Consider the following 24041-nt stretch of genomic DNA (forward strand, 5'->3'; position numbering starts at 1 on the left):
CCGGGGCACCTAGCTGGAGATCAGGTTCGTGTGCTCCTGCATGAAGGACTCCACCGCGTTGGCCTTGATCGCCGCCAGCAGCTCCAGGGTCGTCGCGTCGAGGGCCTCGGCGCCCGGGTTCTCCGGCGACGAGTGGAACGTGCCGTTGTTGGTCTTGATGGTGAGCAGGTTGTCGCCGCTGATGCCCTTCATGGCGAAGATCCAGTCGTCCAGGCCGATGCCGCCGGAGTCGATCGTCATCGAGTGGCCGATGACATCGAGGACCCTCTTGAGCTTGGCCGGGTTGGTGAGCACGTTCTTGCTCACGATCTGCTTGAACAGCGCCTTGATGAACTGCTGCTGGTGGCGCTGCCGGTCGTAGTCACTGTTGGGCAGCGTCTCGCGCTGGCGCACGTAGTCCAGCGCCTGCCACGGCTCCAGGTGCTGGAAGCCGACGTGGTACGTCTGCGGGGTCACCCCGGCGATCGGGATGAGGTCGGTGCCGCCGCGGCCGTTGTCCCGCTGGATGTAGGGGACCTTGGTGTTGCCCTTGGCGTCGTGGCCGATGTGGACCGACTTGACCTCCTGGTCGACGTACATGTCGACGCCGCCGAGCTCATAGACCACGTCCTGGAAGCCGGTGAAGTCGATGATCGCCGCGGCGTCGAACGTGATGCCCCAGTTCTCCTTGATCGTGTCGGCGAGCAGGGCCACGCCGAACTTGCGCTGGTCCTTGCCGGTGGTGCCGAGCCCGCCGATCGCGAACGCACCGTTGATCTTGTCGTGGCCGCCGGCGTAGCTCTTCTTGCCGTTGTCGAACTTGGGGATCTTCACCCACGTGTCGCGGGGGATCGAGACCAGGTACGCCTGGTCGTGGCTCGCCGGGATGTGCAGGACGATGATCGAGTCGGAGCGGATCGCCTCGGACTCGTCCTGACCGGGGCGCGGGTCGATGCCCATGAGCAGGATGTTCTTCGCGCCGCTGATCGAGACGTGCCGGCCCTGCTGCTCGGCGGCGGGGACGATCAGGTCCTCCTGCTTGACGCTGCCCGTGGCGTAGTCGAACAGCACGTCCTTGACCACGAACGCGCTGCCCGCCACCACCATCATGAGCGCGCCCGCCACCACCAGCGCGCGCGCCCATCGGGGGTCTTTCCGGCTGCGCCGCAGCGAGCCGTCGCCGGTCCGGCCGGGACCGGGGGAGCCGGGCCGCTGCTTCGCGGCGCCGCGGCGGGCGGCCGGGCGCGAGGGCTGTGGGGACGACGAAGGCCGGCTCGACGGTGCGCCGGCCGGCCGGTCGTCGAGGCGCAGGTCCTCGGCGAGATGCTCGTGGCGTTGGAACACGTCCCGCAGCTCCTGTTCGAGCGAGGCGTCGGAGGTCATACCCTCATGACGGTATGAAGGGCGCCGGTGATTGCACTTCGGTGTGCCTCACAGTCACCTGGGGGATCAGCCGCCGACGACGATCACGCCGATGACGCTGATCAGGACGAGCACGGCGAGGAACACCAGCATGCCCTGCTCGCTGTCGAGGTTGGTGATCTTGCGGGTCGTGGTCGGGGTGGTCATCGGGGGGCCTCCTGTTGCGGTGTGGTGACTCAAACGGTAGGTACACCGCGCGCAGGTTTGCTCCCGTCATCGTGCCAGCCGATCCGGCGCCTGAGCAGCACCTGACCACAGGTCTAACCGATGTTCGGGACCTCCTGGTGACGGGTGTCCGCACTCAGCTCTGGAAACACCTTGCCCACCTTGCCGACGAGATATGCGCCGTACGTACCGGTGAACGCCCGCAGGTCCTGTCCGTCCCACCGCTGCCCGGCCTCGTGGGTGGTGGCCGGCAGCGGCGGCACCTCCTGGCTGAAGTCGGGGTCGAAGAAGAACGGGAACGACAGCCGCTCGTTGCCGCTGGTGTTGCGCACCCGGTGCGGGGTCGAGCGGTACCACCCGCCGGTGAGCCGGTCGAGCATGTCGCCGATGTTGCACACGAACGTGCCGGGGATCGGCGGCGCGTCGAGCCAGCCGCCGGGGGTGCGCACCTGCAGCCCGCCGTTGCCGTCCTGCAGCAGCAGGGTCAGCAGGCCGTAGTCGGTGTGCTCGCCGACGCCCCACTCGTCGCTGCCGGGCTGCTGGTCCGGGTCGTCCGGCGGGTAATGGAAGATCCGGAACAGCACGGTCGGGTCGGCGGTGTACGACGTCGCGAAGTACTCCTCGGGCAGTCCCAGGCTGAGCGCCACGCCCCGCAGGACGCGCTGCGCGACGCCGGTCATGCGCTCCAGGTACGCCAGGACCGCCGGGCGCAGGTCGGGCACCTGCCGCGGGAAGAGGTTGGCGCCGTGCAGCGGCAGCCCGTCGCGCACCTGCGGGGCGTCGGGGCCGAGCTCGGTGCCGAAGTAGAGGCCCTCCTTGCGGTCGGGGACGCCGGAGGTGAGCTCCGCGCCGACCGGGAAGAAGCCACGCCAGGCCCGGCCGCCGCGGGCCATCGCGATCTCCAGCTTCTCCTGCTCGGGGAGTGCGAAGAAGGCGCGGGCGGCGGCGTCGAGCCGGTCGGTCAGCTCGGCCGGTACACCGTGGCCGGTCACGTAGAAGAAACCGCTGCTGCGGCAGGCCGCCTCGATCTGCGGGGCGGCGGTGGCGAGGTCGGAGATGTCGATGACCGGCAGCGCGTCCATGCGACGGAGACTAACTGTCAACCAATGTTGACGCGTTCGGCGTTGTCAACTACGGTTGACACATGACGGAAGCAGGCGACCTCGCCGACGCCGCGGCCAGCCCCGATCCCAGGATCGGCCTTCGCGCCGCGGTGGCACTGCGCCGCCTCGCCGACGCGCTCGAGACCCTCCAGGTCGACAACGCGCGCCGGCACGGCTGGTCGTGGCAGGAGATCGCGGACGCCCTCGACGTGACGCGCCAGGCGGTGCACAAGAAGCACGCCGGCCGGACCCCAGTGATTTCAGAGATGGGAGAGCAGTGATGTTCGAGCGGTTCACCACTCGGGCCCGCACCGTGGTCCAATCGGCGCACGAGGAGGCCGACGCCCTCGGCCACCGCACGGTCGGCACCGAGCACCTGGTGCTGGCCATGTTCACCGCCGGCGGGATCGCCGCCGACGTGCTGCGCGCCTGCGGCATCGAGGCCGAGCAGCTCCGCGCGACGGTCGCCGGCGCCGACGACGCGGCCGCGCTGCGCTCCGTCGGCATCGACCTCGACGCGGTGCGCGAGAAGGTCGAGGAGACGTTCGGCCCGGGCGCCCTGGAGCGCGCCGAGCCGCCCCGCCGCGGCGGGTTCCTGTTCCGGCGCAGCAAGCTGTCCGGCCGGTTCGGCAACGACTCGAAGAAGGCCCTGGAGCTGTCGCTGCGGGTAGCGCTGTCGATGAAGCACAACTACATCGGCACCGAGCACCTGCTGCTGGGCGTCCTGCGCGACGAGCGCGGCACCGGCGGCCGCCTGCTGCGCGAGCAGGGCATGAGCTACGAGCGCACCACGGAGCTCGTCAAGGCGGCGCTGCGCAACGTCGCGTAGGCGCTAGCGTGGGGGCCCATGGAGCGGACCCTCACGTGGCGGGACCTCAACCGCGCGCTATTGGCCCGGCAGTGCCTGCTCGCCCGGGTGCCCGCCGGCCCGCCGGCCGTGCTGGAGCGGATGGCCGGGCTGCAGGCGCAGTACGCACCCTCGATGTACATCGGGCTGTGGACCCGGATCGAGGGTTTCGAGCGGGAGTCGCTGACCCGGCTGCTCGAGGCCCGCGAGGTGGTGCAGGCGACGCTGCTGCGGGCAACCATCCACCTCGTGTCCCGGGCCGACTTCTGGCCGTTCGTCGTCGCCGTCCGTGACGCGCGGCGCGAGTGGTACCACCGCGTCATCCGCAACAACGTCGGCCCGGAGGAGCTCGCCCGGGCCGCGGAGGGCCTGCGCGAGCTGCTGCGGCAGCGGCCGGTCCGGCGCACCGAGATCGACCAGATGTACGGGGCGGAGGTCCGCGGCGGGGTCGGCATGTATCTCGACATGGTCCGCGTGCCGCCGTCCGGCACGTGGGCCCGCCGCCGGGCCGACCTCTTCGGGCTCGCGGAGGACTGGGTCCCGCCGACCGGGGTCACCGTCGCCGAGGCCCGTGAGCTGCTGGTGCGCCGGTACCTCGGCGGCTTCGGCCCGGCGCACCGCTCCGAGATCGCCGACTGGGCCGGCTTGAGCGTCGCCGACGTCGCGAAGGTGCTGGCGCCGATGGAGCTGCGCCGCTTCCGCGACGAGCGCGGCCGCGAGCTGGTCGACCTGCCGGACCAGCCGCTGCCGGACCCGGACACGCCGGCGCCGGTGCGGTTCCTGCCGACCTACGACGCGACCCTGCTCGCGCACGCCCGCCGGACCCTGATCCTGCCGGAGGAGCACCGCACGAAGGTGTTCCACGTCCGGATGCCGCAGTCCATCGGCACGTTCCTCGTCGACGGCCAGGTCGCCGGCACCTGGTCGTGGCGCGACGGCGCGGTCGCCTGGGAGCCGTTCGCGCCGCTGCCCGCCCGGGTCCGCCGTCAGGTCGCCGCCGAGGCCGGCGCGCTGACCGCGTTCCACGCCACGTCGTAGTCGTACATCCAGGCGCTGCCCCGCTGCGCGAACCGCTTGAAGAACAACGGCATCATTACGTCGCGCAGCCGGGCGGCGACGGGCCCGGCCACCTTCGCGTCCCGGTTGGCGCCGGCCGCCTTCAGCATCCGGTCGGTGCGGGGGCGGCGCAGCCGCTCGTACCGTTGCAGGGCCGCGCCGGTCGAGGGCTCGTCCCGCAGGCACTTCGCGAGCACGACCGCGTCCTCGACGGCGAGGTTCGCGCCCTGCCCGGCGCCCATCGGGTGGGCCGCGTCGCCGAGCACGACCATGCCGTCGCGGTGCCAGCGCCGTACACCGTCCGGCATCGCCTGCATCACCGTGCGCGGATGCCACTGCGTGGTCCGCCGCACCAGGTCCGCGGCCGGCCCGCGGTCCCCGGCGAACAGCGCGGCGAGCTCCTCCTGACCGGGCGTTGCCGTGGGCGGCCGGTCCGCCGGCACCTGGGCGGCCCACAGGGTGCCCTCGGCGGTCGGGGCGTACACCATCGTCGCCCTCGCGCCGAACATGATGCTGAACGCGCCCGGCGCGACGGCGTGCGCCGAGCGCCCGCCGATGGTCCACAGCCCGGCGTACCGCGCGGCCGGCGCGCCGAAGGCGATCACTCGCCCGCCCTTCATGATCCCGAATGGTCTTGGTGGCCAGGGCTACCGGAACCATTCGGGATCATGGGACCGGGTGGGTTACTCGGCGCGGTCCTGCATCTCCCAGAGGTGGTCCAGGACGTGCCAGGCGTACCGGCGGGTGGCGTAGCGGGGCGTCCAGCCGTTGTCGACGACGGGGCTGCCGTCGTGGGGGCGGCCGAGGACGGTGAGGATGTCCTCGCGCAGGGCGGCGATCGCGGCCGTGTCGGTGATCGCCGGCTGGGGGTGTTTGATGCCGAGCTTGCGGGCGTACCCGGCCTCGGCGCCGACGACATGGTCGATCATCTTGTCGCGGTCCCGGCCGCCGCCGCGCGGGCCCTTGCGCAGCGAGGCCGGGGCGGTCGCGGCGAACGCGTCGAAGGCCGCCCACGCGGCCGTCAGCAGCTTCTTCTGCCGGTCGGCGACGGCCTTCGTCACGGCGCGGTTGTCGGCCTCGGGGTGCGCGTCGGGGACGCCGAACTGGGTGGCGGAGGTGCCCGGGCAGCGTTCGACGACCTTGAACGTCGGCGCGGCCGGGAAGGTGTAGCCCGCGGCGGCGGCGATCGGCGCGTACCGGCTGCCGTAGTCGGCCAGGGCGCGCAGCGCGTCGTCCTCGGTCTTGGCGAAGCGTCCCCACCCGGGCCAGTCGAGGCTCGCCGCGAACACCTTCTTGTCGCTGATCTCGAGATACACGTCGGCCATGACTGTGACCTTAGGCCGCTTTCCTCGGCGCCGCAGAGGTGTCTGAATACCATGGGTCATATGCCTGAGCTCGTGAGCTATCTTCGTGAAGCACTCCTCGCCGGCGACGTCGAGACCACCCGGGACTCCAACTACGGCAACGCCGCGGCGTTCGCCGACGGTCACGAGGGTTACCTGTTCGGTCTCGCGCCGCTCAAGCCTTGGACCGTCGTTCAGGTGCTGAGTGTGATGGCGGAGCGGGTCGGCATCGACCCCGATCCGGAGCGTTCCACGGGCATCGACAGGATCGACCCGTACAAGACCGTCGCGGCGCTCGACCGGATGCGGGAGCGGCTGCAGGTGGCGGCGCGCCGCAAGGAGCGTGTTTTGGTGGCGTCCGGACACCCGGCCGGTATCGTCGAGGTGCACCTGGCGGTCGTCGCGGCGTTGCGGGCGGCCGGCTGCGAGATCCTGACCCCGGCGCCGGGGGTGCCGTTCGAGCATCCGGGCCGCTATGACGGGCGCGACTTTCCGTTGGCGCTGCGGTACGTCGGCGGCGTCGCCATGGCCGCGGAGCGGGGCATCGCGCTGTGGCACACGCACTCGCCGGACGGCATGCGGGCGATGCTGGCCGACCTGGAGCAGCGCGGCGAGCCGATGCCGGACCTGGTCTTCGCCGACCACGGGTTCGCGGGCGCGGCGGCCGCCGCGGGGCTGGACGTGGTGTCGTTCGCGGACAGCAACGACCCGGCGCTGTTCGTCGGCGAGGCCGAGGGCCGGGTGTCGGTGACGGTGCCGATCGACGACAACGTCCAGCCGCACCTGTACGGACCAATCAGTGCATACCTTCTAGAAGGGATAGTCGCTTAGTGATATGACACGGGTGCTATGGGGCAATTTGGACTCTGATTCTTGTGCGCCTCCCCGTCCGATGACAGCATCGGTCGCGGCCGATATTTATCGGCTCCGATACAGGGGAGGCTCACGTGAGACTCACAAGGTCCAGACTCCGTCGCGCCGTGGTCATCGCCGCCGGCACCGCCCTCGTCGCCGGATCCGTCCTCACGCCGTCACCGGCTCAGGCCGCGCCGATCGGCAGCACCGACGCCCTCGTGGAGCGGCTCGGGCTCGCCACCGCTGGCTCCTACTGGGACGCCCAGCTCGGCAAGATGGTCGTCACCGTCACCGACGCGAACACCGCCAAGAGCGTCGAGTCGACCGGTGCCGTGGCCCGCAAGGTCAAGCACAGCGGCGCCGAGCTGGCCCGCATCACCTCGACGCTGGACGCGAAGGTCTCCGTCCCGGGCACCGCCTGGGCCGTCGACCCGGTCGCCAACCAGGTCGTCGTCTCCATCGACCCGACGGTCACGGCCGAGCACGTGAAGACGATCGAGGCGACCGTCGCGTCGCTCGGCAGCGGCGCGCGGATCGAGCGGCTCTCCGGTGAGCTGCGCCCGACCATCTCCGGCGGGCAGGCGATCTACTCCGGCGGCTCCCGGTGCTCGCTCGGCTTCAACGTGGTCAGCGGCAGCACGTACTACTTCCTGACCGCCGGGCACTGCACCAACATCGGCTCGACGTGGACCACGAGCGGCGGCTCGGTCCTCGGCACCCGGACCGGCACCAGCTTCCCCGGCAACGACTACGGCATCGTGCGCTACGCCACCGGTGTCGCGCACCCTGGCAACGTGTCGCTGTACAACGGCTCGTTCCAGGACATCACCTCCGCCGGCAACGCGACCGTCGGGCAGTCGGTGCGCCGCAGCGGCTCCACCACCGGCGTGCGCAGCGGCTCGGTGACGCAGCTCAACGCGACCGTCACCTACTCGCAGGGCCGGGTCACCGGCCTGATCCGCACCACGGTCTGCGCCGAGCCCGGCGACAGCGGCGGCTCGCTCTTCGCCGGTTCGGTGGCCCTGGGCCTGACCTCCGGCGGCAGCGGCAACTGCAGCACCGGCGGCGTCACGTACTTCCAGCCGGTCACCGAGCCGCTGAGCGTGTACGGCGTCAGCGTCTACTAGGCACCATCCCACCTGTGCCACCCGTCCTCACGCGGCGGGTGGCACAGTGGTGCGCATGCGGGTGGGCATCCTCGGGCCGTTGACCGTCGAGGTCGACGGCCGGGCCGTCGACGTCGGCGGCGCCCGGCTGCGCACCCTGCTGGCCCGCCTCGCCTGCGAGCCCGGCCGCCTCGTGCCCGTGGAGCGGCTGGCCGGCGCGCTGTGGCCGGACGCCGCGCCCACCGACCCGGCCAACGCCGTGCAGTCGCTCGTGTCGCGGCTGCGCAAGACCCTCGACGGGCATCCCGCGCTCGTCTCCGGCGCCGGTGGGTACCGCCTCGACGTCCCGGCCGACGCGGTCGACGCGCACCGCTTCGAGCGGCTCGCCGGCGAGGGCCGGCGGGCGTTGCGCGACGGCGACCCGGCCCGTGCCGCGGCGCTGCTCGCCGAGGCCCTGGACCTGTGGCGCGGCACCCCGGACGTCGACGCCGCGCTCGCCGCCCGCTGGCAGGAGCTGCGCCTCACCGCGATCGAGGACCACGTCGAGGCGGCCGGCCCACGCGCGCCCGGCCTGGTGGCCCGGCTGCGGGAGCTGACCGCCGCGCACCCGCTGCGCGAGCGCCTCGCCGCGCAGCTGGTCACGGCGCTGCACGCGCAGGGCCGCCGGGCCGAGGCGCTCGCCGCCTTCGAGGAGTGCCGGCACCGGCTCGCCGACGAGCTCGGCGTCGACCCGTCGCCGCAGCTGCGCCAGGCGCACCTGCTGGCGCTCACCGACCGCCCCGGCGGGAACCTGCGTACCCCGCTGACCAGCTTCGTCGGCCGCGACGAGGACGTGACGCGGCTCGCCACGCAGATCCTGGACCGCCGGCTCGTCACCCTCGTCGGGCCGGGCGGCGCCGGCAAGACCCGGCTCGCCACGACCGTCGCCGCCCGCGACCCGCACCCGGCGTGGCTGGTGGAGCTCGCCCCCGTCGCCGAGGCGGCCGAGGTGCCGGCCGCCGTCCTGCGCGCCCTGGACGGTGGCGGGCAGCTGGAGGCGCCGCAGCGGACCCGCCGGGCCGACGTCACCGACCGGCTCGCCGAGATCCTCGCCCCGGCCGCCGCGCTGCTCGTGCTCGACAACTGCGAGCACGTCGTGGACGCGGCCGCCCGGCTCAGCGAGGACCTGCTGGGCCGCTGCCCGAAGCTGCGGATCATGGCGACCAGCCGGGAGCCGCTGGGCATCCTCGGCGAGACCCTGTTTCCCGTCGGCCCGCTCGACCCGCAGGCGGCGGTACGGCTGCTGCGGGACCGCGCGGAGGCGGTGCGCCCCGGATTCGAGGTGACCCCGGCCGCGGCGGAGATCTGCCGCCGGCTCGACGGGCTGCCCCTGGCCATCGAGCTGGCCGCGGCGAGGCTGCGCTCGTTCACCGCCGAGCAGCTCGCGGCCGGCCTCGACGACCGGTTCCGGCTGCTCACCGGCGGCAGCCGCACCGCCCTGCCGCGGCACCGGACCCTGCACGCGGTCGTGGCGTGGAGCTGGGACCTGCTGGAGCAGCCGGAGCGGGACTTCGGGGCCGCGATCGCGGTGTTCCCCGGCACGTTCGACGCCGGCGCTGCCGCCGCGGTCGCCGGTGTACCCGACGCGGGGCCGTACCTGGACCTGCTCGTCGACCGGTCACTGCTGCAGGTGGTGGCGGGCGCGACGGTGCGGTACCGGATGCTGGAGACGATCCGCGAGTTCGCCCTGGAGGAGCTGCTGCGCGCCGGCCGCGCCGGACCGGTGAGATCCGCGCACGCCGCGCACTACCTGGCCCTGGCCGAGCGGGCCGAGCCGCACCTGCGCGCCGCCGCGCAGCTGGACTGGCTGGCCCGGCTGCGGCCGGAGCGGGCGAACCTGCACGCCGCGGTCGCGCACGCCTGCGACAGCGGCGACGCCGCCACCGCGTTCCGGCTCGGCGCCGCGTGCGGCTGGTTCTGGACGTTCGAGGACAACCACGCCGAGGCCGCCGGGCTGCTCGGGCGGATCCTCGCGGTCCCCGGTGAGGTGCCGCCGGACGTGCGCACGGTCGTGCTCGCCGTGTACCTCATCAACAGCGGTTTCGCCGGGGACTTCCAGTTCGACGACGGGCTGCTGCGGGAGGTGCTGCGCCTCGCCGCGGAGGTGCCGCCGGGCACCGGCCACCCGTTCGTCGCACTGGTCGAGCCGGTGGTGCTGATGTTCGGCGACGACGGCGTCCGCGGCGCCGAGTCGGTGCGGCGGCGCCTCGCCGGGCCGATCGAGCCGTGGTCACGCGGCATGCTGCTGGCGATCCTCGGAAACCTGCGGGAGAACGACGGCGACATCGCCGGCATGCTGGCCGCCCACGAAGCGGCGGCGGCCGCGTTCCGCGAGGTGGGGGAGCGGTGGGGGCTGTCGATCACCCTGGCGTCGATCGCCGACGCCCGGTCGCGGCGCGGCGACTTCGCCACGGCGGCGGCGCTGTTCGCCGAGTCGATCGACCTGCACCACCAGCTCGGGGTCCGCGACGGCGAGGCGTACCAGCGCATCCGGCTCGCCGCGGTCCGCCGCCACACCGACGGCCTGGACGCGGCCCGCGCCGAGCTGCGCCGCTTCGCTGAGGACCCGGCGGCGTTGCCGCGCGACGTGTCGCACGCGATGCTGGAGCTCGGCCAGCTGGCCCGGCACGCCGGCGACCTCGACGAGGCGGAGCGCTGTTACCTGCAGGCGTGGCGCCGGCAGGCCGAGTCGCCGCTGGTGGCGCCGCAGTACCGGGCGCTGGTGCAGGTCGCCAGGGCGCAGCTGGACCTGCGCCGCGACGACCTGCCGGCAGCCCGGCAGCGGCTCGCGGACGCCCTGGAGCTGGCGGTGCCGGTGCGGGACATGCCGGTGGTCGGGCAGGTGGCGATCGGCGTGGCGGCCCTTGCCGCCGCCCGCGGTGCGCCGGGGACGGCCGCGGAGATCCTCGGCGTGGCCCGCGGGCTCGCCGGGGGAGACGACCTGTCCAACGCCGACCTCGTCGCGCAGGCCGCGGCGCTGCGGGACGAGCTGGGCGCCGCCGGGTTCGACGAGGCGGTGCGCCGCGGCGCGGCCCTGGACCGCGCCGCGGCGTTGACCCTCGTGCAGGCTCAGGTCCTGCGCCGGTAGGCGCGCACCGCCAGCGGCGCGAACACCGCGAGGATGCCCAGCGACCACAGCACCGTCTTGACCACGGCGTCGAGCACCGGTCCGCCGACCATGAGCCCGCGGGCGGCCTGCATCGCGTCGGCGACCGGGTTGACCTTCACCCACGCCTGCAGCCACCCGGGCAGCGTGTTCGTCGGTACGAGCACGTTGGTACCGAACGTCAGCGGAAACATGATCACGAAGCCGAGGCCCTGCACCGCGCCGGGCTCGCGCACCAGCATGCCCAGCAGCACGAACATCCAGCTGAAGCTGAACGCCAGGAACATCACCAGCAGGCACGCGGCGAGCACCGCGAGGGGGTTCGTGCCGAAACGGAAGCCCAGCAGGTACCCGAAACCGAGCATCACCACGATCGACACCACGAACCGGATCATGTCGCCGAGCACGCCGCCGATGAGCGGCGCGGACCGGCCGATCGGCAGGCTGCGGAACCGGTCGAACACGCCGGTCTTGATGTCGGTGTTGAGGCTGACGCCGGTCGGCGCCGAGGCGAACAGCACGTTCTGCACCAGCAGCGCCGGCAGCAGGAACTGCAGGTAGTCGTGGCGGGAACCGGCGATGGCGCCGCCCAGCAGGTACACGAACAGCACGACGAAGATGATCGGCTGGAGCGTCACGTCCAGCAGCTGCTCCGGGGTGCGCATGGTCTTGACAAGGCTGCGGCGGGCCATCACCAGGCTGTGCCTGACCAGGCCGAACGGCCGGCCGGGGACGGCCGCGGTCATCGTGGTCATACCGGCACCTCCTGGTGCGTGGTGGCGGCGGTGCCGCGGGTCAGGGTGAAGAAGACCTCGTCGAGGCTCGGCAGGTGCAGCGACAGCTCGATGACGTCGATGCCGGCCTCCTCCAGGTGCCGCACGACGGTGCCGAGGACCCGGCCGTCGTCGACCGGCACCGACAGCACCCCGCGGCCGCGGGACTCGACCTGCCCGCCGGAGATCTTGGCGAGGATGGTGGAGACGGTGTCCAGGTGCGCCGGGTCGGCCGGGCGCACGCTGACCGTCTGGCCGCCGACGATGTGCTTGAGCTGCGCCGGCGTGCCGTGCGCGATCACCTTGCCGTGGTCGATCACGGAGATCTCGTCGGCGAGGGCGTCGGCCTCCTCCAGGTACTGCGTGGTCAGCAGCACCGTGGTGCCCTCCCGCACCTGGGCCCGGACCATGTTCCAGACGTCCTCGCGCTTCGCCGGGTCGAGGCCGGTGGTCGGCTCGTCGAGGTACACGATCGCGGGCCGCCCGACGAGGCTCGCGGCCAGGTCGAGGCGGCGCCGCATGCCGCCGGAGTAGGTCTTGACCGGCCGGTCGCCGGCCTCGCTGAGGTCGAAGTCGGCCAGCAGCTGCGCGGCGCGGGCCTTGGCGTCGCGCCGGCGCAGGTCCAGCAGCTGGCCGATGAGCACCAGGTTCTCGGTGCCGGTCAGGTCCTCGTCGACGGAGGCGAACTGCCCGGTCAGCCCGCTGATGCGGCGGACCGCGGCGGGGTGCTTGACGACGTCGTACCCGCCGACGACCGCGGTGCCCGCGTCGGGGCGCAGCAGGGTGGCGAGGATGCGCACGGCGGTGGTCTTGCCGGCGCCGTTGGGTCCGAGGACCCCGAGCACCGTGCCGGGCTCGGCGGCGAGGTCCACGCCCGCCAGGGCGGTGGTCCGGCCGAAGCGCTTGACCAGGCCGGTGGCCTGGAAAGCGAAGCTCATGGTGGTGTTCCCCCTTTGGTGTGTCCTCCGCCAGGGTGCCGTACGCCGCTGTCATTTCACGCACATCCGCCTGTTGCCGTCGCGCGGCGGGGCGGCGTGTGATAGTAATTCCTACTTAGGAGATGAGAATAATGGAGTATTTGCCATGACTGTCGCTACCCGGACGGACCTGCTCTCCGTCGCCCGCTGGCACGCCGAGGACCCGGAGGCATGGCCGTTCGCGCCCCGCTTCGACCCTCGCCAGCGCTGGTACGGACGGCTGCACGCCGCCGACGACCACGAGGTGTGGCTGCTCACCTGGCTGCCCGGCCAGGCCACCGACCTGCACGACCACGGCGGCTCCTCCGGCGCGTTCACCGTCGTGTCCGGCGAGATCGTCGAGCAGACCGTGCAGGACGGCACCCTGCTCAACACCACGATGACCGCCGGCAGCGGCCGGCGCTTCGGCGCCCACCACGTGCACCGCGTCGTCAACGCCGGCACCCGCCCCGCCGTCACCGTGCACGCCTACAGCCCGGCGCTCACCGTCATGACCCGCTACCAGCTGCACGAGGGCCGCCTCAGCGTCGAATCCATCTCCCGGGCGGGAGCCGACTGGTGACCGGCCGCTCCATCGACGACATCCTCGCCGACGCCCGCGCCCGCCTGCGCCGCCTCACGCCGCACGAGGTGCCCGACGGCGCCGTCCTGGTCGACATCCGCCCCGCCGCGCAGCGCGCCGCCGAGGGCGGGATCCCGGGCGCCCTCATCGTCGAGCGCAACGTCCTGGAGTGGCGGTTCGACCCCCGCAGCGACGCCAGGCTGCCCATCGCCGACCGGTTCGACCTGCCCGTCGTCGTCTTCTGCTCGGAGGGCTACACGTCGTCCCTCGCCGCCGCGTCCCTGCAGGACCTCGGCCTGCACCGGGCGACCGACCTGGCCGGCGGCTTCAAGGCGTGGAAACACGCCGGGCTGCCGGTGTCAAACTAGAGCGCGTGAAGCTGAAGCTGGACCTCCACGACATCTTCAACCGCAGCGGCGACATCGACCGCGCGCTGAAGGGGATCATCGACGAGGCGGTGGCCAAACGGGCCACCCTCGTCGAGATCATCCCCGGAAAGGGGTCGGGGGCGCTGAAGAAGCGGGTCCTGCGCTTCCTGGACCAGCGCGAGATCAAGGCGCTGTATCACCGGGTGGAGAAGGACTCGGACAACTTCGGCCGGCTCTTCGTCCACTTCCGCTGGAACGAGTCAACGGGCCGCGGGCGGCGCTGACCGCCCGGCGGGGGTCAGAACGCGTCGGCGGCGTCGGCCAGGGAACACACCGACACCAGGCGCAGGACCGTCCAGTCGGCGTCACTCCAGTCGATGCTGTCCGGCGTCGGCAGGGGCCGCCCGTGCCGCTGGTGCACGGCGATGACGCTGCGGGCGTACCCGGCGAGCGAGATCGAGTCGATGGGCTTCCCAGCGGCCGTGATGCTCTGCCGGACGGCGGCCGCGTGCTGGTCGACCTTCGCCAGCAGGAACGGCTGCGCCAGGGCCTCCACCAGGCCGTCGACGCCGACCATGGCCATGACCCGGTCGAGGTGGAACCGGGCGTCGAGCTCGGCGGTGGCCAAGTGGCCGGCGTCGAAGGTGGCCGGGACGGCGGGGGTGCGTTCGTTGCTCATGGACGATGACGCTAGGCAGTCGCGGGCCCCCTGGGATCCCCAACAACCATCCGGCACCCGATCATGACCCACTGCACTCCGTCCGGGCGACCTGCCTTGCGTTCCGGCGCTGTTTCTGTCGGTGGGGGCGTGCAGAATGTGGGCACCCCCCAGGAGGCCCACCTTGTCCGACCGAAGCTTCGCCGCACCGTCGCGGCGACCCCTCGCGGCCGCCGCCGCCCTCGCGGTGCTGGCGCTGCTCGCGGTGCTGAGCATCGCCGACGTCCAGCCGCCGGCGCCCCGCCCCGCCTCGGCGCCCGCCGGCGACTTCTCCGCGGCCCGCGCGTTCACCCACGTCGAGCGGATCGGCCAGGAGGTCCACGTCACCGGCAGCCCCGCCGCCGACCGGGTCCGCGAGCACATCGTGGCCACCCTGACCGGCTACGGGCTGCGCCCCGAGGTGCAGGACACCGTGGGGGTCAACGCCGGCAAGTTCGGCGACGGCGGCATGGCGCGCGTCCGCAACGTCGTCGCCGTGCTGCCCGGTGCCGCCTCCACCGGCCAGGTCGTCCTCATGGCGCACTACGACTCCGTCCAGGTCAGCTACGGTGCCAGCGACGACGGCGCCGGCACCAGCACCCTGCTGGAGGTCGCCCGCGCGCTGACCGGCGGCGCGCCACCCCGCAACGACATCGTGTTCCTGTTCACCGACGCCGAGGAGGCCTGCCTCTGCGGCGCGGAGGCGTTCGTCAGCCGGCACCCCCTGGGCCAGAAGCCGTCCGTCGTGCTCAACTTCGAGGCCCGCGGCAGCAGCGGCCCCGCCGTCATGTTCCAGACCTCCGTCGGCAACGCCGACCTCATCGACGTCTACGCGCGCACCCCGCACCCCGTCGGCACCAGCCTCGCCGTCGAGGTCTACCGGCTGCTGTCCAACGACACCGACTTCACCCCGTTCCTGGGCCAGTCGCGCTTCACCGGTCTCAACACCGCCTACATCGACGGCTCCAGCGTCTACCACAGCCCGCTCGACCGGCCCTCGACGATGGACAAGGCCAGCCTGCAGCACCACGGCGACAACGCCCTCGCCCTCACCCGCGCCCTCGGCGGCGCCGACCTGCCGCCGCTGCTGCGCCCCGCCTCCGGCGACGCCGTCTACTTCCCGTTCGCCGGCCTGCTGCTGCGCTACCCGTCCGCGCTCACCTGGCCGATCGCCGTCCTCGCGCTGCTGGCCGTCGCCGCGCTCGCCTACCTCGCCCGCCGCCGCGGCCTCACCTCCGTGCCCCGCACCGCCGCCGGCCTCGGCCTCGCCCTCGTGCCGCTCGTCGTCGTGGCCGTCGCCGCCCAGCTGCTGTGGGCGCTGCTGGTCGCGCTGCGCCCCGGCTACGGCGAGCTGCTCGACCCGGCCCGGCCCACCTGGTTCCGCTTCGGCGTCGTCGCGCTCACCGCCGCCGTCCTGCTCGGCTGGTATGCCCTGACCCGCCGGCGGCTCGGCCCCGTCCCGCTGGCCACCGGCGCCCTCGGCCTCCTCGCCGTCCTCGGCCTGGTCCTCGCCGCCGCCGTCCCCGGCGGCTCCTACCTCGTCGCCCTGCCTGCCCTGGCCGGCGCGCTGGCCGGCATCGGCGCGCTGTACGTGCCGAAGCCGTGGCTCGCCGCCGCCGTCCTCACCGCGGGCGCCGCCGTCGCCGTGCTGATCCTCGCCCCGACCGTCGCGCTGTTCTTCCCCGCGCTGGGCCTCGCCACCGGTGCCGCCCCCGCGCTCCTCGCCACCCTGCTCGGCCTGGCCGCGCTGCCCGCGTTCGAGCCCTTGTTCCGTCCCGCCGGCGCCGACCGGCACCGCTTGCTCGGCGCCGCCCCGGCGGCCGCGGCGCTCGTGGTCGCGCTCGCCTGCACCACCACCGGCATGATCGTCGACCGCTGGGACGCCGGCCACCCCGAGCCGACCCACCTCATGTACGCGCTGGACCGCGACACCGGCACCGCCCAGTGGGTCAGCCTCGAGCAGGCACCGGGCGCCTGGACCTCGCGGTACGTGCGCGACCGGCAGGCGCTCGACCAGCGCTTCCCGGTCCTGCCCGCCGGCAAGCTGTCCGTCGGCCCGGCCCAGGCGGCGGCGCTGCCCGTCCCGACCGTCACCGTCCTGTCCGACACCACCAGTGGCGACCGGCGCACCGTCCGGTTCCGGCTCGCGTCGCAGCGGCAGGTCCGGTTCGTGTCCTTCTACGGCGAGGTCGGCTCCCACCGCGTCCAGCAGGCGACGGTCGCCGGCCGCGACGCCGTGCCGTACCTCGCCGAGCAGGACCGCTTCGGCGTCGTCTTCCACGGCCCACCCACCGACGGCATCGAGGTCACGCTCGTGCTGGAGGGCACCGGGCCGCTGCGGCTGCGCCTGGTGGACGGCAGCGACGGGCTCGACAGCCTGCCGGGCTTCACGCCACGGCCCTCGGCGGTGGGGGTGTTCGGGAGCCACTCGAGCGAGCTGGCCGCCGTGGCCGTGACCGTCTCCGTGTGACCACCCCGCTCCGGGCGCGGATGGCCGGTGGCTGGATTACTGGCTGCCGGCCTGGACCGCTGGCCGCTTGCCTGGACCGCGGAAACCACCGCGGACCGCAATGATCGTCGCTCAGATCGATGTGCCCTGGTTCTGGAAACTGACGGTGGTGCGGCACCACCGAATGACGCCCTCGACCGCGGTGGAACATGTGAGGACGGCGGCCGGGGAACATCACCGCACTACGGCACGGACCGGGACCACGCCACCCATGCGCGCGGCCGGAGGCTACGGGACCACAAAGTCCCCTGCACTGAACATATTCGTATAAAAGGTGCATCGGACCCGCACGCGGACCGCAATGGCAACACCGCAGCGCATCGGTTATCCACAGGAGGAAATTGCTGCTTCACACCCAGGAGCGCCCACACCTACCGTCGAACGCATGACTGCGGCGATCACGGTCGACGATGTGTGGCGGGTGCGAGGCGACTGGCGGGCGATGCGCGAGGCCGCGCTGCGGCTGCGCGACGACCGCCGCGCGACCGCCGACGCGCTGCGCCGGTCCTCGGCAGCTCTCCGCCACGGCCAGGAGCTGCTCTGCGCGATCCTCGACCGTGTCGACGTCCCGATGACCCTGCACGACGACGGCCGCTTGACGTTCTACCCTGCCGACGCCGCCGACCTCGCCGCCCTGCGCAGGGCCGAGCTCGCCGCCCGCGAGATCCAGGCCGCCCTGGACACCATCGTGGCGCAGCACCGAGCGGCCGCCATGTAAGCCACCCCGCCGCCCGCCGCCGCCGCCCGCCGCCGCCGCGGCAGCGGGTCACGCCACGTCCCGCACGGCGACGCTGTCCGCCGCCTTCCGCGCGCCGCGTTTGGGTGTGCCGCGGCCGGTCCTGCGGGCGCCGCGGCGGGGTGTGCCGTGGCGGTCCTGTGGGCGTCGTGGTGGGGGTGTGCCGCGGCGGGTGCCGCGGGGCGCCGCGGTTTCGCAGTGCTGTCTGTCGGGCGCCGTGGCGATTCGGTATGCCGTGGCGCGCCGTGGCGATTCGGTATGCCGTGGCGCGCCGTGCGCTGCCCCTGCCCGCCGCGACGCGGTGTGCTGTCTCTCGCCCGCTGCGATGCCATGTGCCGCCGCTTGCCCGTCGCGATGGCGGCCCCACCCTCCAAACCGCTCCGCGCTGCAGGGAAGTGGGACGGCACCGGCCGCCACCACCGCCCAGCCCGGCAGGCCGACGACTACGGCAGACAGCCCCGCCCTCGGTCCCACTCCAGGCGCACAAGGCGTAGCGGAATCGGTGCCCGTACCCAATGCCGCGTAGTTAGGCGGTTTGCGGCGGGCGCAAGTGGCTGTTCGGTTGATCGGTGGTGGTGCATGAGAGACGGGACCTCTGGTAGGCAGGTAGTCGACCAAGATCCATCTGCTGTCGGGAGGTCCCGTTGGCTCAGTCTGTCATGGCCACGTTCACCCGCACCATCACCGTCGCGGCCGGGGTGTACGCGCCCGGGCATGTGGGCGGGCTGACCCGGTTCGTGCCGTTCGACCTGGTTGATGCGGTGCTGGCCGAGACCGGACGGGTGCAGCGGCGGCTGCGGCTGCTGCCGTCTCGGGTCGGGGTCTATTTCGTGCTCACGCTGGGCCTGTTCCCGAGGTTGGGGTATGCCCGGGTCTGGGACAAACTCGTTGCGGGGTTGACCGGTCTGCCGGGTCGGATGCCGGCAGTGCCGTCGGAGAAGGCGCTGCGTGATCTGCGCCGCCGGGTCGGGGTCGCCCCGATGCGGGCCCTGTTCGAGATCGTCGCCGGCCCCCTCGCGCAGCCACACACACCGGGTGTCCGCTATCGCGGGTTGCGCACCGTCGCGTTCGACGGCTGCAGCTCGATCAAGGCCCCGGACGCGGAACGCAGCCGGTCCTGGCTGGGCAAGATCCGCCACCAGCAGGGCTGGGCCGGCTACCCCGCCCTGATGCTGATGGCCCTGGTCGAGACCGGCACCCGCGGTCTGCTCGGCGCCCGGTCCGGGCCGGTCACCGACACCGGCGAAACCGGCTACGCCCACCGGCTGCTGCACCTGCTCACCCCGGACATGCTGCTGCTCACCGACCGCGGCTTCGACAGCAACACCTTCCTGCACGCCGTCGCCGGCACCGGCGCACAGTTCCTCACCCGCATCACCACACAACGCCGCCCGACCGTGCTCACCCCACTGCCGGACGGCTCCTACCTCACCACCTTCGCCGGGCTGCCCGTCCGGGTCATCGAAGCCGTGGTCACCGTCACCACCAGCACCGGACAACAGGTCACCGGCGAGTACCGGCTCGCCACCACCCTGCTGCAGCACCACCGGCACCCAGCCGAAGCCCTGCTCCGGCTCTACCACGAACGGTGGGAGATCGAATCCACGTTCTACGCCCTACGACACACCCTGCTCAACGGCCGCGTCCTACGCTCCACCGACCCGACCGGCCTGCACCAGGAACTCTGGGCCCTGCTCATCACCTACCAGGCACTGCGGATGGCGATGCTCGAAGCCGTCGAAACCCGCCCCGGCACCAACCCCGACCGGGCCAGCTTCACCATCGCGCTGCAACACGCCACCGACCAGATCATCAACAGCACCGACATCACCCCCGACCCTGCCAGAGCACTCGGCGTGATCGGCACCGCCGTCCTCGCCGGGCTCCTGCCCAAACGCCGCGACCGCATCAGCGTCCGCAAAGTCAAAGCCCCGACCTCCCGCTACACCCGCCGACCCCCCGACGACCACCGCCCCGACACCAGCACCCCCGTCACCACCCGCACCCACACCATCCACCCCCGCCGACACACCGAGACACCCCGCACCGCACTCCGACACGTCCCCGGACTCGGCGACCAACCCACCAGCATGCGCGAACACTGCATCGCCCTCCTCAACACCCGACCCACCCACAACTGGCACCTCCGCGACATCGCCGCCCGACTACCGTTCACCAACTACGAAACCTGCAGAGCCCAAATCGCGCTCTGGACCCGCCAAGGCCACCTCCAGCGAACCGGACCAGGCCTCTACACCATCCCCACCAGCCCAAACGCCACAAAACACAGCAACTTGACAAAACCCGCAAATACCTAACTACGCGGCATTGTGCCCGTACCCCGAAATCGCTACACGTTGCGGGGAAGCGGCACAGCACCACCGCCCGGCCCGGAAGACCGAGCGGATGACGGCTGGCCCCTCCGATGGCGTGCGCTGCTTGCTGTGCGTCGGGTGGGGGCTCAGGTGGACAGGCCGGGCCGCCCCCGCTGGAAGAGCGCAAGGCGGCCCGGACCCGAAGCCCTACTTGGCGCCCGCCTGGTCGAGGGCGGCCACGGCGCCGCGGTGGAGGGGGACGGGGTCGGTCTTGCGGACCGTCTCCAGGGTGATGCCCTTGGCGGCGGCGTTGGCCCTGGCGAGGTCTTCCCGCTTGTCGATGAGGGTCTTCGTCAGGACGCAGGCGAGGTTGGCGTCCATGTCCTCGCGGACGAGCAGGACGTTGGGCACCACGATCGTCTTCACGTCCGCCGCGGTCTTGTACGTGGCGGCGGGGATCGTGCCCTCCTGGTACGCGGGGCCGAGCTTCTGCATCTGCGGCAGCAGGTCGCCGAGGTCGAGCAGCTGGACCTTGTCGGCGCTGGTGGTGAACAGGTCGGTGACGCCGCCGGTGGGCAGGCCGCCGGAGAAGAAGAAGGCGTCGATCGTGCCGGCCTTCATGGCCTCGGTGGTCTTCGGCAGGTCGAGGCGCTGCGCCTGGATGTCGGTCTCGGGGTTGAGGCCGGCGGCGGTGAGGATGCGCTTGGCGATGACCTCGGTGCCGGAGTTGGGGGAGCCGGTCGAGATGCGCTTGCCCTTCATGCCGGCCACGGACGTGATCCCGGCGTCCTTGCGGACGACGACCTGGGTGGCGTTGTCGTAGATGCGGCCGAGCGCCGCGATCTTCACCGGTTTGCCGTCGAACGCGGCCTTGCCCTGCACGGCGTCGGTGGCGCTGTCGAAGAGGGAGAACGCCACCTGGTACTGGCCCTTGTCGAGGCCCTGGATGTTGGCGACGGAGGCGCTGGTCTCCGCCGCGGTCGCCTTCACCTTGTCGTTGGTGGCCTTCGTGACCTGGGTGGCGAGGGCGTTGCCGACGACGTAGTACACGCCGGTGGTGTTGCCGGTCGCGATGGAGATGCGGGTGTCGGCGGTGACCTCGCAGGTGATCGCGGTGGCGGTGCCGGTGTCCTTGGTGTTCGCGTCCTGCCGGCCCCCGCAGCCGGCCAGCGCGACGAGGGTGAGTGTGGTGGCGGTGAGCAGAATCCGGGGTTTCACGCGGGTTCCTCCAGGGATGGGGTCGAACGGGATGCGGAGACGAGCACCAGCAGGGCCGCGACGAGCAGCAGCGCGACGCCGGTGAGCACCGTCCACAGGGACAGCCACAGCAGTGCCAGCGCGGCGAGGCCGGCGACGACCCGGGCCGGGACGCCGGCCCGGCCGACGCCGATGAACCAGCCGCCGGCGGCGACGGACAACGCGAGCACCCCGGCGGCGGACGCGGCGAACGCGAACCCGACGTCGTCCCAGCCGCCGAAGCCGAGCAGCCCCCGGCCGGCCGGGGTGACCACGAATGCGATGGGCACGAGGTAGGCAGGGAGGGCGTACCGCAGCGTCTGCCACATCGTCGGGAACACCTTGCCGCCCGTGACGGCCGCGGCGGCCACGGACGCGAGCGCAGTCGGCGGGGTCGCCTCGGACAGCACCGCGAAGTAGAAGATGAACATCGCCGTCGCGGGCCGGTCGACGCCGAGGTCGAGCAGCGCCTGGCCGATGATGACCCAGCCGATGATGAACGACGCGGTCACCGGTACCGCGAGCCCCAGCAGCGTCAACGCGACCGCGGCGAACACCGCCGTCAACGCGATCACCGCCGTGTGCCCGCTCGCCAGCGACTGCGCCCAGTCGACCATCAGCCCCGACATCTGCGGGCCGAGGCCGGTCTTGGTGGTGCTGGCGGTGACGATGCCGGCCGCGACGCAGACCGCGACGACGGGCAGGACCCCGCGGATCCCGGCGGCGAGCGACGCGACGAGACGCCGCGGCGTGAGCCGGTGCCGGCGGTCCAGGAACGACAGCAGCGCCGCGAGGAGCGTGGCGTAGATGACCGCACGGGTCGCCGGCTGCTCCAGCGCCAGCAGCACGATGATCACCAGCAGCGACGCGAAGTGGTACCCGAACCGGCCCAGCAGCGCCCACGGCGACCGGACCCGCAACGCCACCGGCCGCGCCCCGAACCGCCGGGCGTCGATCTCGACCGCGAGCAGGATGCCCAGGTAGTACAGCAGCGTCGGGATCGTCGCCCAGCCCAGCACCGACAGGTACGACACGTCGAGGTACTCCGCGATGATGAACGCGGCGGCGCCCAGCGTCGGCGGTGACAGGATCGCGCCGACCCCGGCCGCGGCGAGCATCCCGCCGGCCCGGTCCGCCGGGTAGCCGGCCCGGCGCAGGATCGGCCAGGTGACCGCGCCGATGCTCACCGTCGTCGCGGCGCCGGACCCCGACACCGTGCCGAGCAGGAACCCGGACGCGACCGCGGTGCGCCCCGCCGCCGACCGCGACCGGCGGAACGCCGCCACCGACAGCTCCACGAAGAACGCGCCGGCGCCGGACGCGTCCAGGACCGCCCCGTAGATCGTGAACAGCACGATGTACGACGCGGCGACGTCCAGCGGGGTGCCGTAGAAGCCGCTCTGCGAGTTGTACAGCGCGTCGACGATCTGGTCGAAGTCCAGCCCCAGGTGCGCGAGCGACCAGTGCTGCGGCAGGTAGCCGCCGTAGTAGTCGTACGCGAGGAACACCCCGCACACGACCGGCAGCACCCAGCCCGTGGTACGCCGGCACGCCTCGAGCACGAGCAGGAGCAGCGCCGTGCCCATGGCGACGTCCAGCGGGCCGAGCTGCCCCTGGCGGTTCAGGAACGCGTCGTAGCCCCCGCTGGCGAACGGCAGCAGCGGATAGGCGCACGCCGCGAGGGCGACCGCCGCCAGGACGTAGTCACCGGCGGTCGGCCCGTGTCGGTGTTCCGCCGGGGTACGACGGAGCCGCACGCCGGACGGGTACACGACGAACACGAGCGGCAGGACGCAGGCGAGGAAGATCGCGAGGTAGTACTGGCCGCCCTGGGCGAGGGGCCGGAACACCTGCCACAGCACGAGCACCGCCGACGCGGCCGCGACGACGGTGACGCCGAGATCGACGGCCCCGGTGAGCCGGCGGCCGGGCTTCTCGTCCTCGAACTGGGCGGCGAGCTCGCGGACGCTCTCGTCATCGAGGGTAGCGCCGACGCTGGCACTGACACCGGCGTCGGCGACCGCGGCCCGGGGCGCCGGCGCGGTGTCGTCCGGTTCGGTGGGGTCCGGTTCGGCGGGCTCCACCACACCCGGCCTGGCGTTCTCAGGTTCCGGCACGGCCGGAGAGTACAAGGTTTCATAAATATTTGTAACCGTGATAGTTCAGGTTTTGGTCGCGAAACGGCAACGGTGGGTCACCGTGCATGATTTGGGGCGTGTACGAGCTCGACGTGATCGCCGACGACAGCCTCGCCCGCTTCGTTGCGCGCTGGTACGGGCTGCCCGACCGCCCCCGCCGCGACCTCGACCTGCCCGGCGTCCCCGACCTCGTGCCGGAGCCGCTCGCCGGCTGGCACCGCGCCGCCGCCCGCTACTCGCTGCCCCTGAGCCGCGACCACGTGATGGTCGACCCCGCCGACCTCGTCGAGTCGGGCGGCCTGGTCCGCTTCTGGGTCGGCGCCGAGGACTGGTACTCCTACGCCCCGGGCCCCGCCGACCCGATCGTCGTCGAGAACGACACCACCAGCACCGGCGTGCCGTTGTCGCGGTTCCTCGTGTACGCCGCGGTGTACGAGGCCACGTACGCCCCGCTGCACGGCCTCGTCTACCTGTCCCCGACCCCCGACGAGCTGCGCCAGGTCCGGCTGCGCCTGCGCGAGCTGGACGACCCGCTGTGGCGCTGGCCGGACCCTGGGACCCGCTACTACGGCGACGACGACCTGCTCGGCCACCTCGGCCCGGACCGCGTCGTCCTGGCCGCCCGCCACCGCGACGCCCTCGGCCGCTTCGACGGCCTCGGCCTGCCGTGGGACTGGGACACCAGGACCGTGTGACAGGCCCTGTGACA

At 72.6% G+C, this 24041-nt stretch carries 22 protein-coding genes; 13 read left to right on the plus strand and 9 right to left on the minus strand.

Annotated elements, in window-relative coordinates; translation table 11 throughout:
- Positions 1-9: 9 nt before the first annotated feature.
- Positions 10-1362 (minus strand): LCP family protein, encoded by a 1353-nt coding sequence (locus AB0H83_RS06455; protein ID WP_360087828.1) that lies wholly within the window; start codon positions 1360-1362, stop codon positions 10-12.
- A 299-nt stretch (positions 1363-1661) separates the two neighbouring features.
- On the minus strand, positions 1662-2648 hold the full coding sequence (locus AB0H83_RS06460; RefSeq protein WP_360087831.1) for a 2-oxoglutarate and iron-dependent oxygenase domain-containing protein: 987 nt from the start codon (positions 2646-2648) through the stop codon (positions 1662-1664).
- 62 nt (positions 2649-2710) lie between these two features.
- Here AB0H83_RS06460 and AB0H83_RS06465 point away from each other — a divergent pair, with 62 nt between their 5' ends.
- The 3 genes from AB0H83_RS06465 to AB0H83_RS06475 are packed head-to-tail and all read left to right on the plus strand — an operon-like array spanning position 2711 to position 4554.
- The gene (locus tag AB0H83_RS06465; RefSeq protein WP_360087834.1) at positions 2711-2950 is read left to right on the plus strand and encodes a helix-turn-helix domain-containing protein; all 240 of its coding nucleotides are present in this window, start codon (positions 2711-2713) and stop codon (positions 2948-2950) included.
- Positions 2950-3498 (plus strand): Clp protease N-terminal domain-containing protein, encoded by a 549-nt coding sequence (locus tag AB0H83_RS06470; RefSeq protein ID WP_360087837.1) that lies wholly within the window; start codon positions 2950-2952, stop codon positions 3496-3498. The genes AB0H83_RS06465 and AB0H83_RS06470 overlap by 1 nt, the downstream gene beginning before the upstream one ends.
- 18 nt (positions 3499-3516) lie before the next feature.
- Positions 3517-4554 (plus strand): winged helix DNA-binding domain-containing protein, encoded by a 1038-nt coding sequence (locus AB0H83_RS06475; protein ID WP_360087840.1) that lies wholly within the window; start codon positions 3517-3519, stop codon positions 4552-4554.
- Here AB0H83_RS06475 and AB0H83_RS06480 read toward each other — a convergent pair.
- Both AB0H83_RS06480 and AB0H83_RS06485 read right to left on the minus strand, forming a co-directional pair.
- A complete protein-coding gene (locus tag AB0H83_RS06480) occupies positions 4503-5192 on the minus strand; it encodes an FAD-dependent monooxygenase (RefSeq protein ID WP_360087843.1) in 690 nt (229 codons plus the stop codon). The two genes, AB0H83_RS06475 and AB0H83_RS06480, sit on opposite strands and share 52 nt — an antisense overlap.
- A gap of 63 nt (positions 5193-5255) precedes the next feature.
- Positions 5256-5897: a hypothetical protein gene (locus AB0H83_RS06485; RefSeq protein ID WP_360087846.1), complete on the minus strand. Its 642-nt coding sequence runs from the start codon at positions 5895-5897 to the stop codon at positions 5256-5258.
- Positions 5898-5957: 60 nt separating this feature from the next.
- Here AB0H83_RS06485 and AB0H83_RS06490 point away from each other — a divergent pair, with 60 nt between their 5' ends.
- From AB0H83_RS06490 to AB0H83_RS06500, 3 genes are all read left to right on the plus strand, one after another.
- A complete protein-coding gene (locus tag AB0H83_RS06490; protein ID WP_360087849.1) occupies positions 5958-6746 on the plus strand; it encodes a phosphatase in 789 nt (262 codons plus the stop codon).
- A gap of 116 nt (positions 6747-6862) precedes the next feature.
- Complete coding sequence (locus AB0H83_RS06495; RefSeq protein ID WP_360087851.1) at positions 6863-7897, plus strand: S1 family peptidase; 1035 nt, start codon at positions 6863-6865, stop codon at positions 7895-7897.
- 55 nt (positions 7898-7952) lie between these two features.
- Positions 7953-11003: a BTAD domain-containing putative transcriptional regulator gene (locus AB0H83_RS06500; RefSeq protein ID WP_360087854.1), complete on the plus strand. Its 3051-nt coding sequence runs from the start codon at positions 7953-7955 to the stop codon at positions 11001-11003.
- On the opposite strand, the gene AB0H83_RS06505 is transcribed toward AB0H83_RS06500, so the two are convergent.
- Both AB0H83_RS06505 and AB0H83_RS06510 read right to left on the minus strand, forming a co-directional pair.
- The gene (locus AB0H83_RS06505) at positions 10985-11776 is read right to left on the minus strand and encodes an ABC transporter permease (protein ID WP_360087857.1); all 792 of its coding nucleotides are present in this window, start codon (positions 11774-11776) and stop codon (positions 10985-10987) included. The genes AB0H83_RS06500 and AB0H83_RS06505 overlap by 19 nt on opposite strands.
- Positions 11773-12732 carry an ATP-binding cassette domain-containing protein gene (locus tag AB0H83_RS06510; protein WP_360087860.1) on the minus strand — a complete coding sequence of 320 codons (960 nt, stop codon included), beginning with the start codon at positions 12730-12732 and terminating at the stop codon, positions 11773-11775. Before AB0H83_RS06510 ends, AB0H83_RS06505 begins: the two co-directional genes overlap by 4 nt.
- A 145-nt stretch (positions 12733-12877) precedes the next feature.
- Between AB0H83_RS06510 and AB0H83_RS06515 the strand changes: the two genes are divergently transcribed.
- From AB0H83_RS06515 to AB0H83_RS06525, 3 genes are read left to right on the plus strand one after another with little or no spacing between them, the layout of a single operon-like run.
- Complete coding sequence (locus tag AB0H83_RS06515; protein ID WP_360087863.1) at positions 12878-13333, plus strand: cysteine dioxygenase family protein; 456 nt, start codon at positions 12878-12880, stop codon at positions 13331-13333.
- Positions 13330-13701, plus strand: coding sequence for a rhodanese-like domain-containing protein (locus AB0H83_RS06520; protein WP_360087866.1), 372 nt, complete (start codon positions 13330-13332; stop codon positions 13699-13701). Before AB0H83_RS06515 ends, AB0H83_RS06520 begins: the two co-directional genes overlap by 4 nt.
- 5 nt (positions 13702-13706) lie before the next feature.
- The gene (locus AB0H83_RS06525) at positions 13707-13985 is read left to right on the plus strand and encodes a Smr/MutS family protein (RefSeq protein ID WP_033363966.1); all 279 of its coding nucleotides are present in this window, start codon (positions 13707-13709) and stop codon (positions 13983-13985) included.
- A 14-nt stretch (positions 13986-13999) separates the two neighbouring features.
- Here the strand turns inward: AB0H83_RS06525 and AB0H83_RS06530 are convergent, their stop codons facing one another.
- Positions 14000-14380 carry a DUF6401 family natural product biosynthesis protein gene (locus AB0H83_RS06530; RefSeq protein WP_360087870.1) on the minus strand — a complete coding sequence of 127 codons (381 nt, stop codon included), beginning with the start codon at positions 14378-14380 and terminating at the stop codon, positions 14000-14002.
- Positions 14381-14543: 163 nt separating this feature from the next.
- On the opposite strand from AB0H83_RS06530, the gene AB0H83_RS06535 reads away from it, so the two are divergent.
- The 3 genes from AB0H83_RS06535 to AB0H83_RS06545 all read left to right on the plus strand — a co-directional run bounded on the left by AB0H83_RS06535 (position 14544) and on the right by AB0H83_RS06545 (position 19961).
- Complete coding sequence (locus AB0H83_RS06535) at positions 14544-16868, plus strand: M28 family peptidase (RefSeq protein ID WP_360087873.1); 2325 nt, start codon at positions 14544-14546, stop codon at positions 16866-16868.
- 424 nt (positions 16869-17292) lie between these two features.
- Entirely contained in the window at positions 17293-17625 is a 333-nt protein-coding gene (locus AB0H83_RS06540; protein WP_360087876.1) for a hypothetical protein, read from the plus strand.
- Positions 17626-18287: 662 nt separating this feature from the next.
- Entirely contained in the window at positions 18288-19961 is a 1674-nt protein-coding gene (locus tag AB0H83_RS06545) for an IS4 family transposase (RefSeq protein ID WP_360087879.1), read from the plus strand.
- A gap of 204 nt (positions 19962-20165) precedes the next feature.
- Here the strand turns inward: AB0H83_RS06545 and AB0H83_RS06550 are convergent, their stop codons facing one another.
- Together AB0H83_RS06550 and AB0H83_RS06555 are read right to left on the minus strand one after the other, a co-directional pair.
- The gene (locus AB0H83_RS06550; RefSeq protein WP_360087882.1) at positions 20166-21176 is read right to left on the minus strand and encodes a TAXI family TRAP transporter solute-binding subunit; all 1011 of its coding nucleotides are present in this window, start codon (positions 21174-21176) and stop codon (positions 20166-20168) included.
- The gene (locus tag AB0H83_RS06555) at positions 21173-23311 is read right to left on the minus strand and encodes a TRAP transporter fused permease subunit (protein ID WP_360087885.1); all 2139 of its coding nucleotides are present in this window, start codon (positions 23309-23311) and stop codon (positions 21173-21175) included. The genes AB0H83_RS06550 and AB0H83_RS06555 overlap by 4 nt, the downstream gene beginning before the upstream one ends.
- A 98-nt stretch (positions 23312-23409) precedes the next feature.
- Here AB0H83_RS06555 and AB0H83_RS06560 point away from each other — a divergent pair, with 98 nt between their 5' ends.
- Positions 23410-24027, plus strand: coding sequence for a hypothetical protein (locus AB0H83_RS06560; RefSeq protein WP_360087888.1), 618 nt, complete (start codon positions 23410-23412; stop codon positions 24025-24027).
- Positions 24028-24041: the final 14 nt, after the last annotated feature.

This window comes from Dactylosporangium sp. NPDC050688, assembly GCF_040654515.1.
GTDB lineage: Bacteria > Actinomycetota > Actinomycetes > Mycobacteriales > Micromonosporaceae > Dactylosporangium.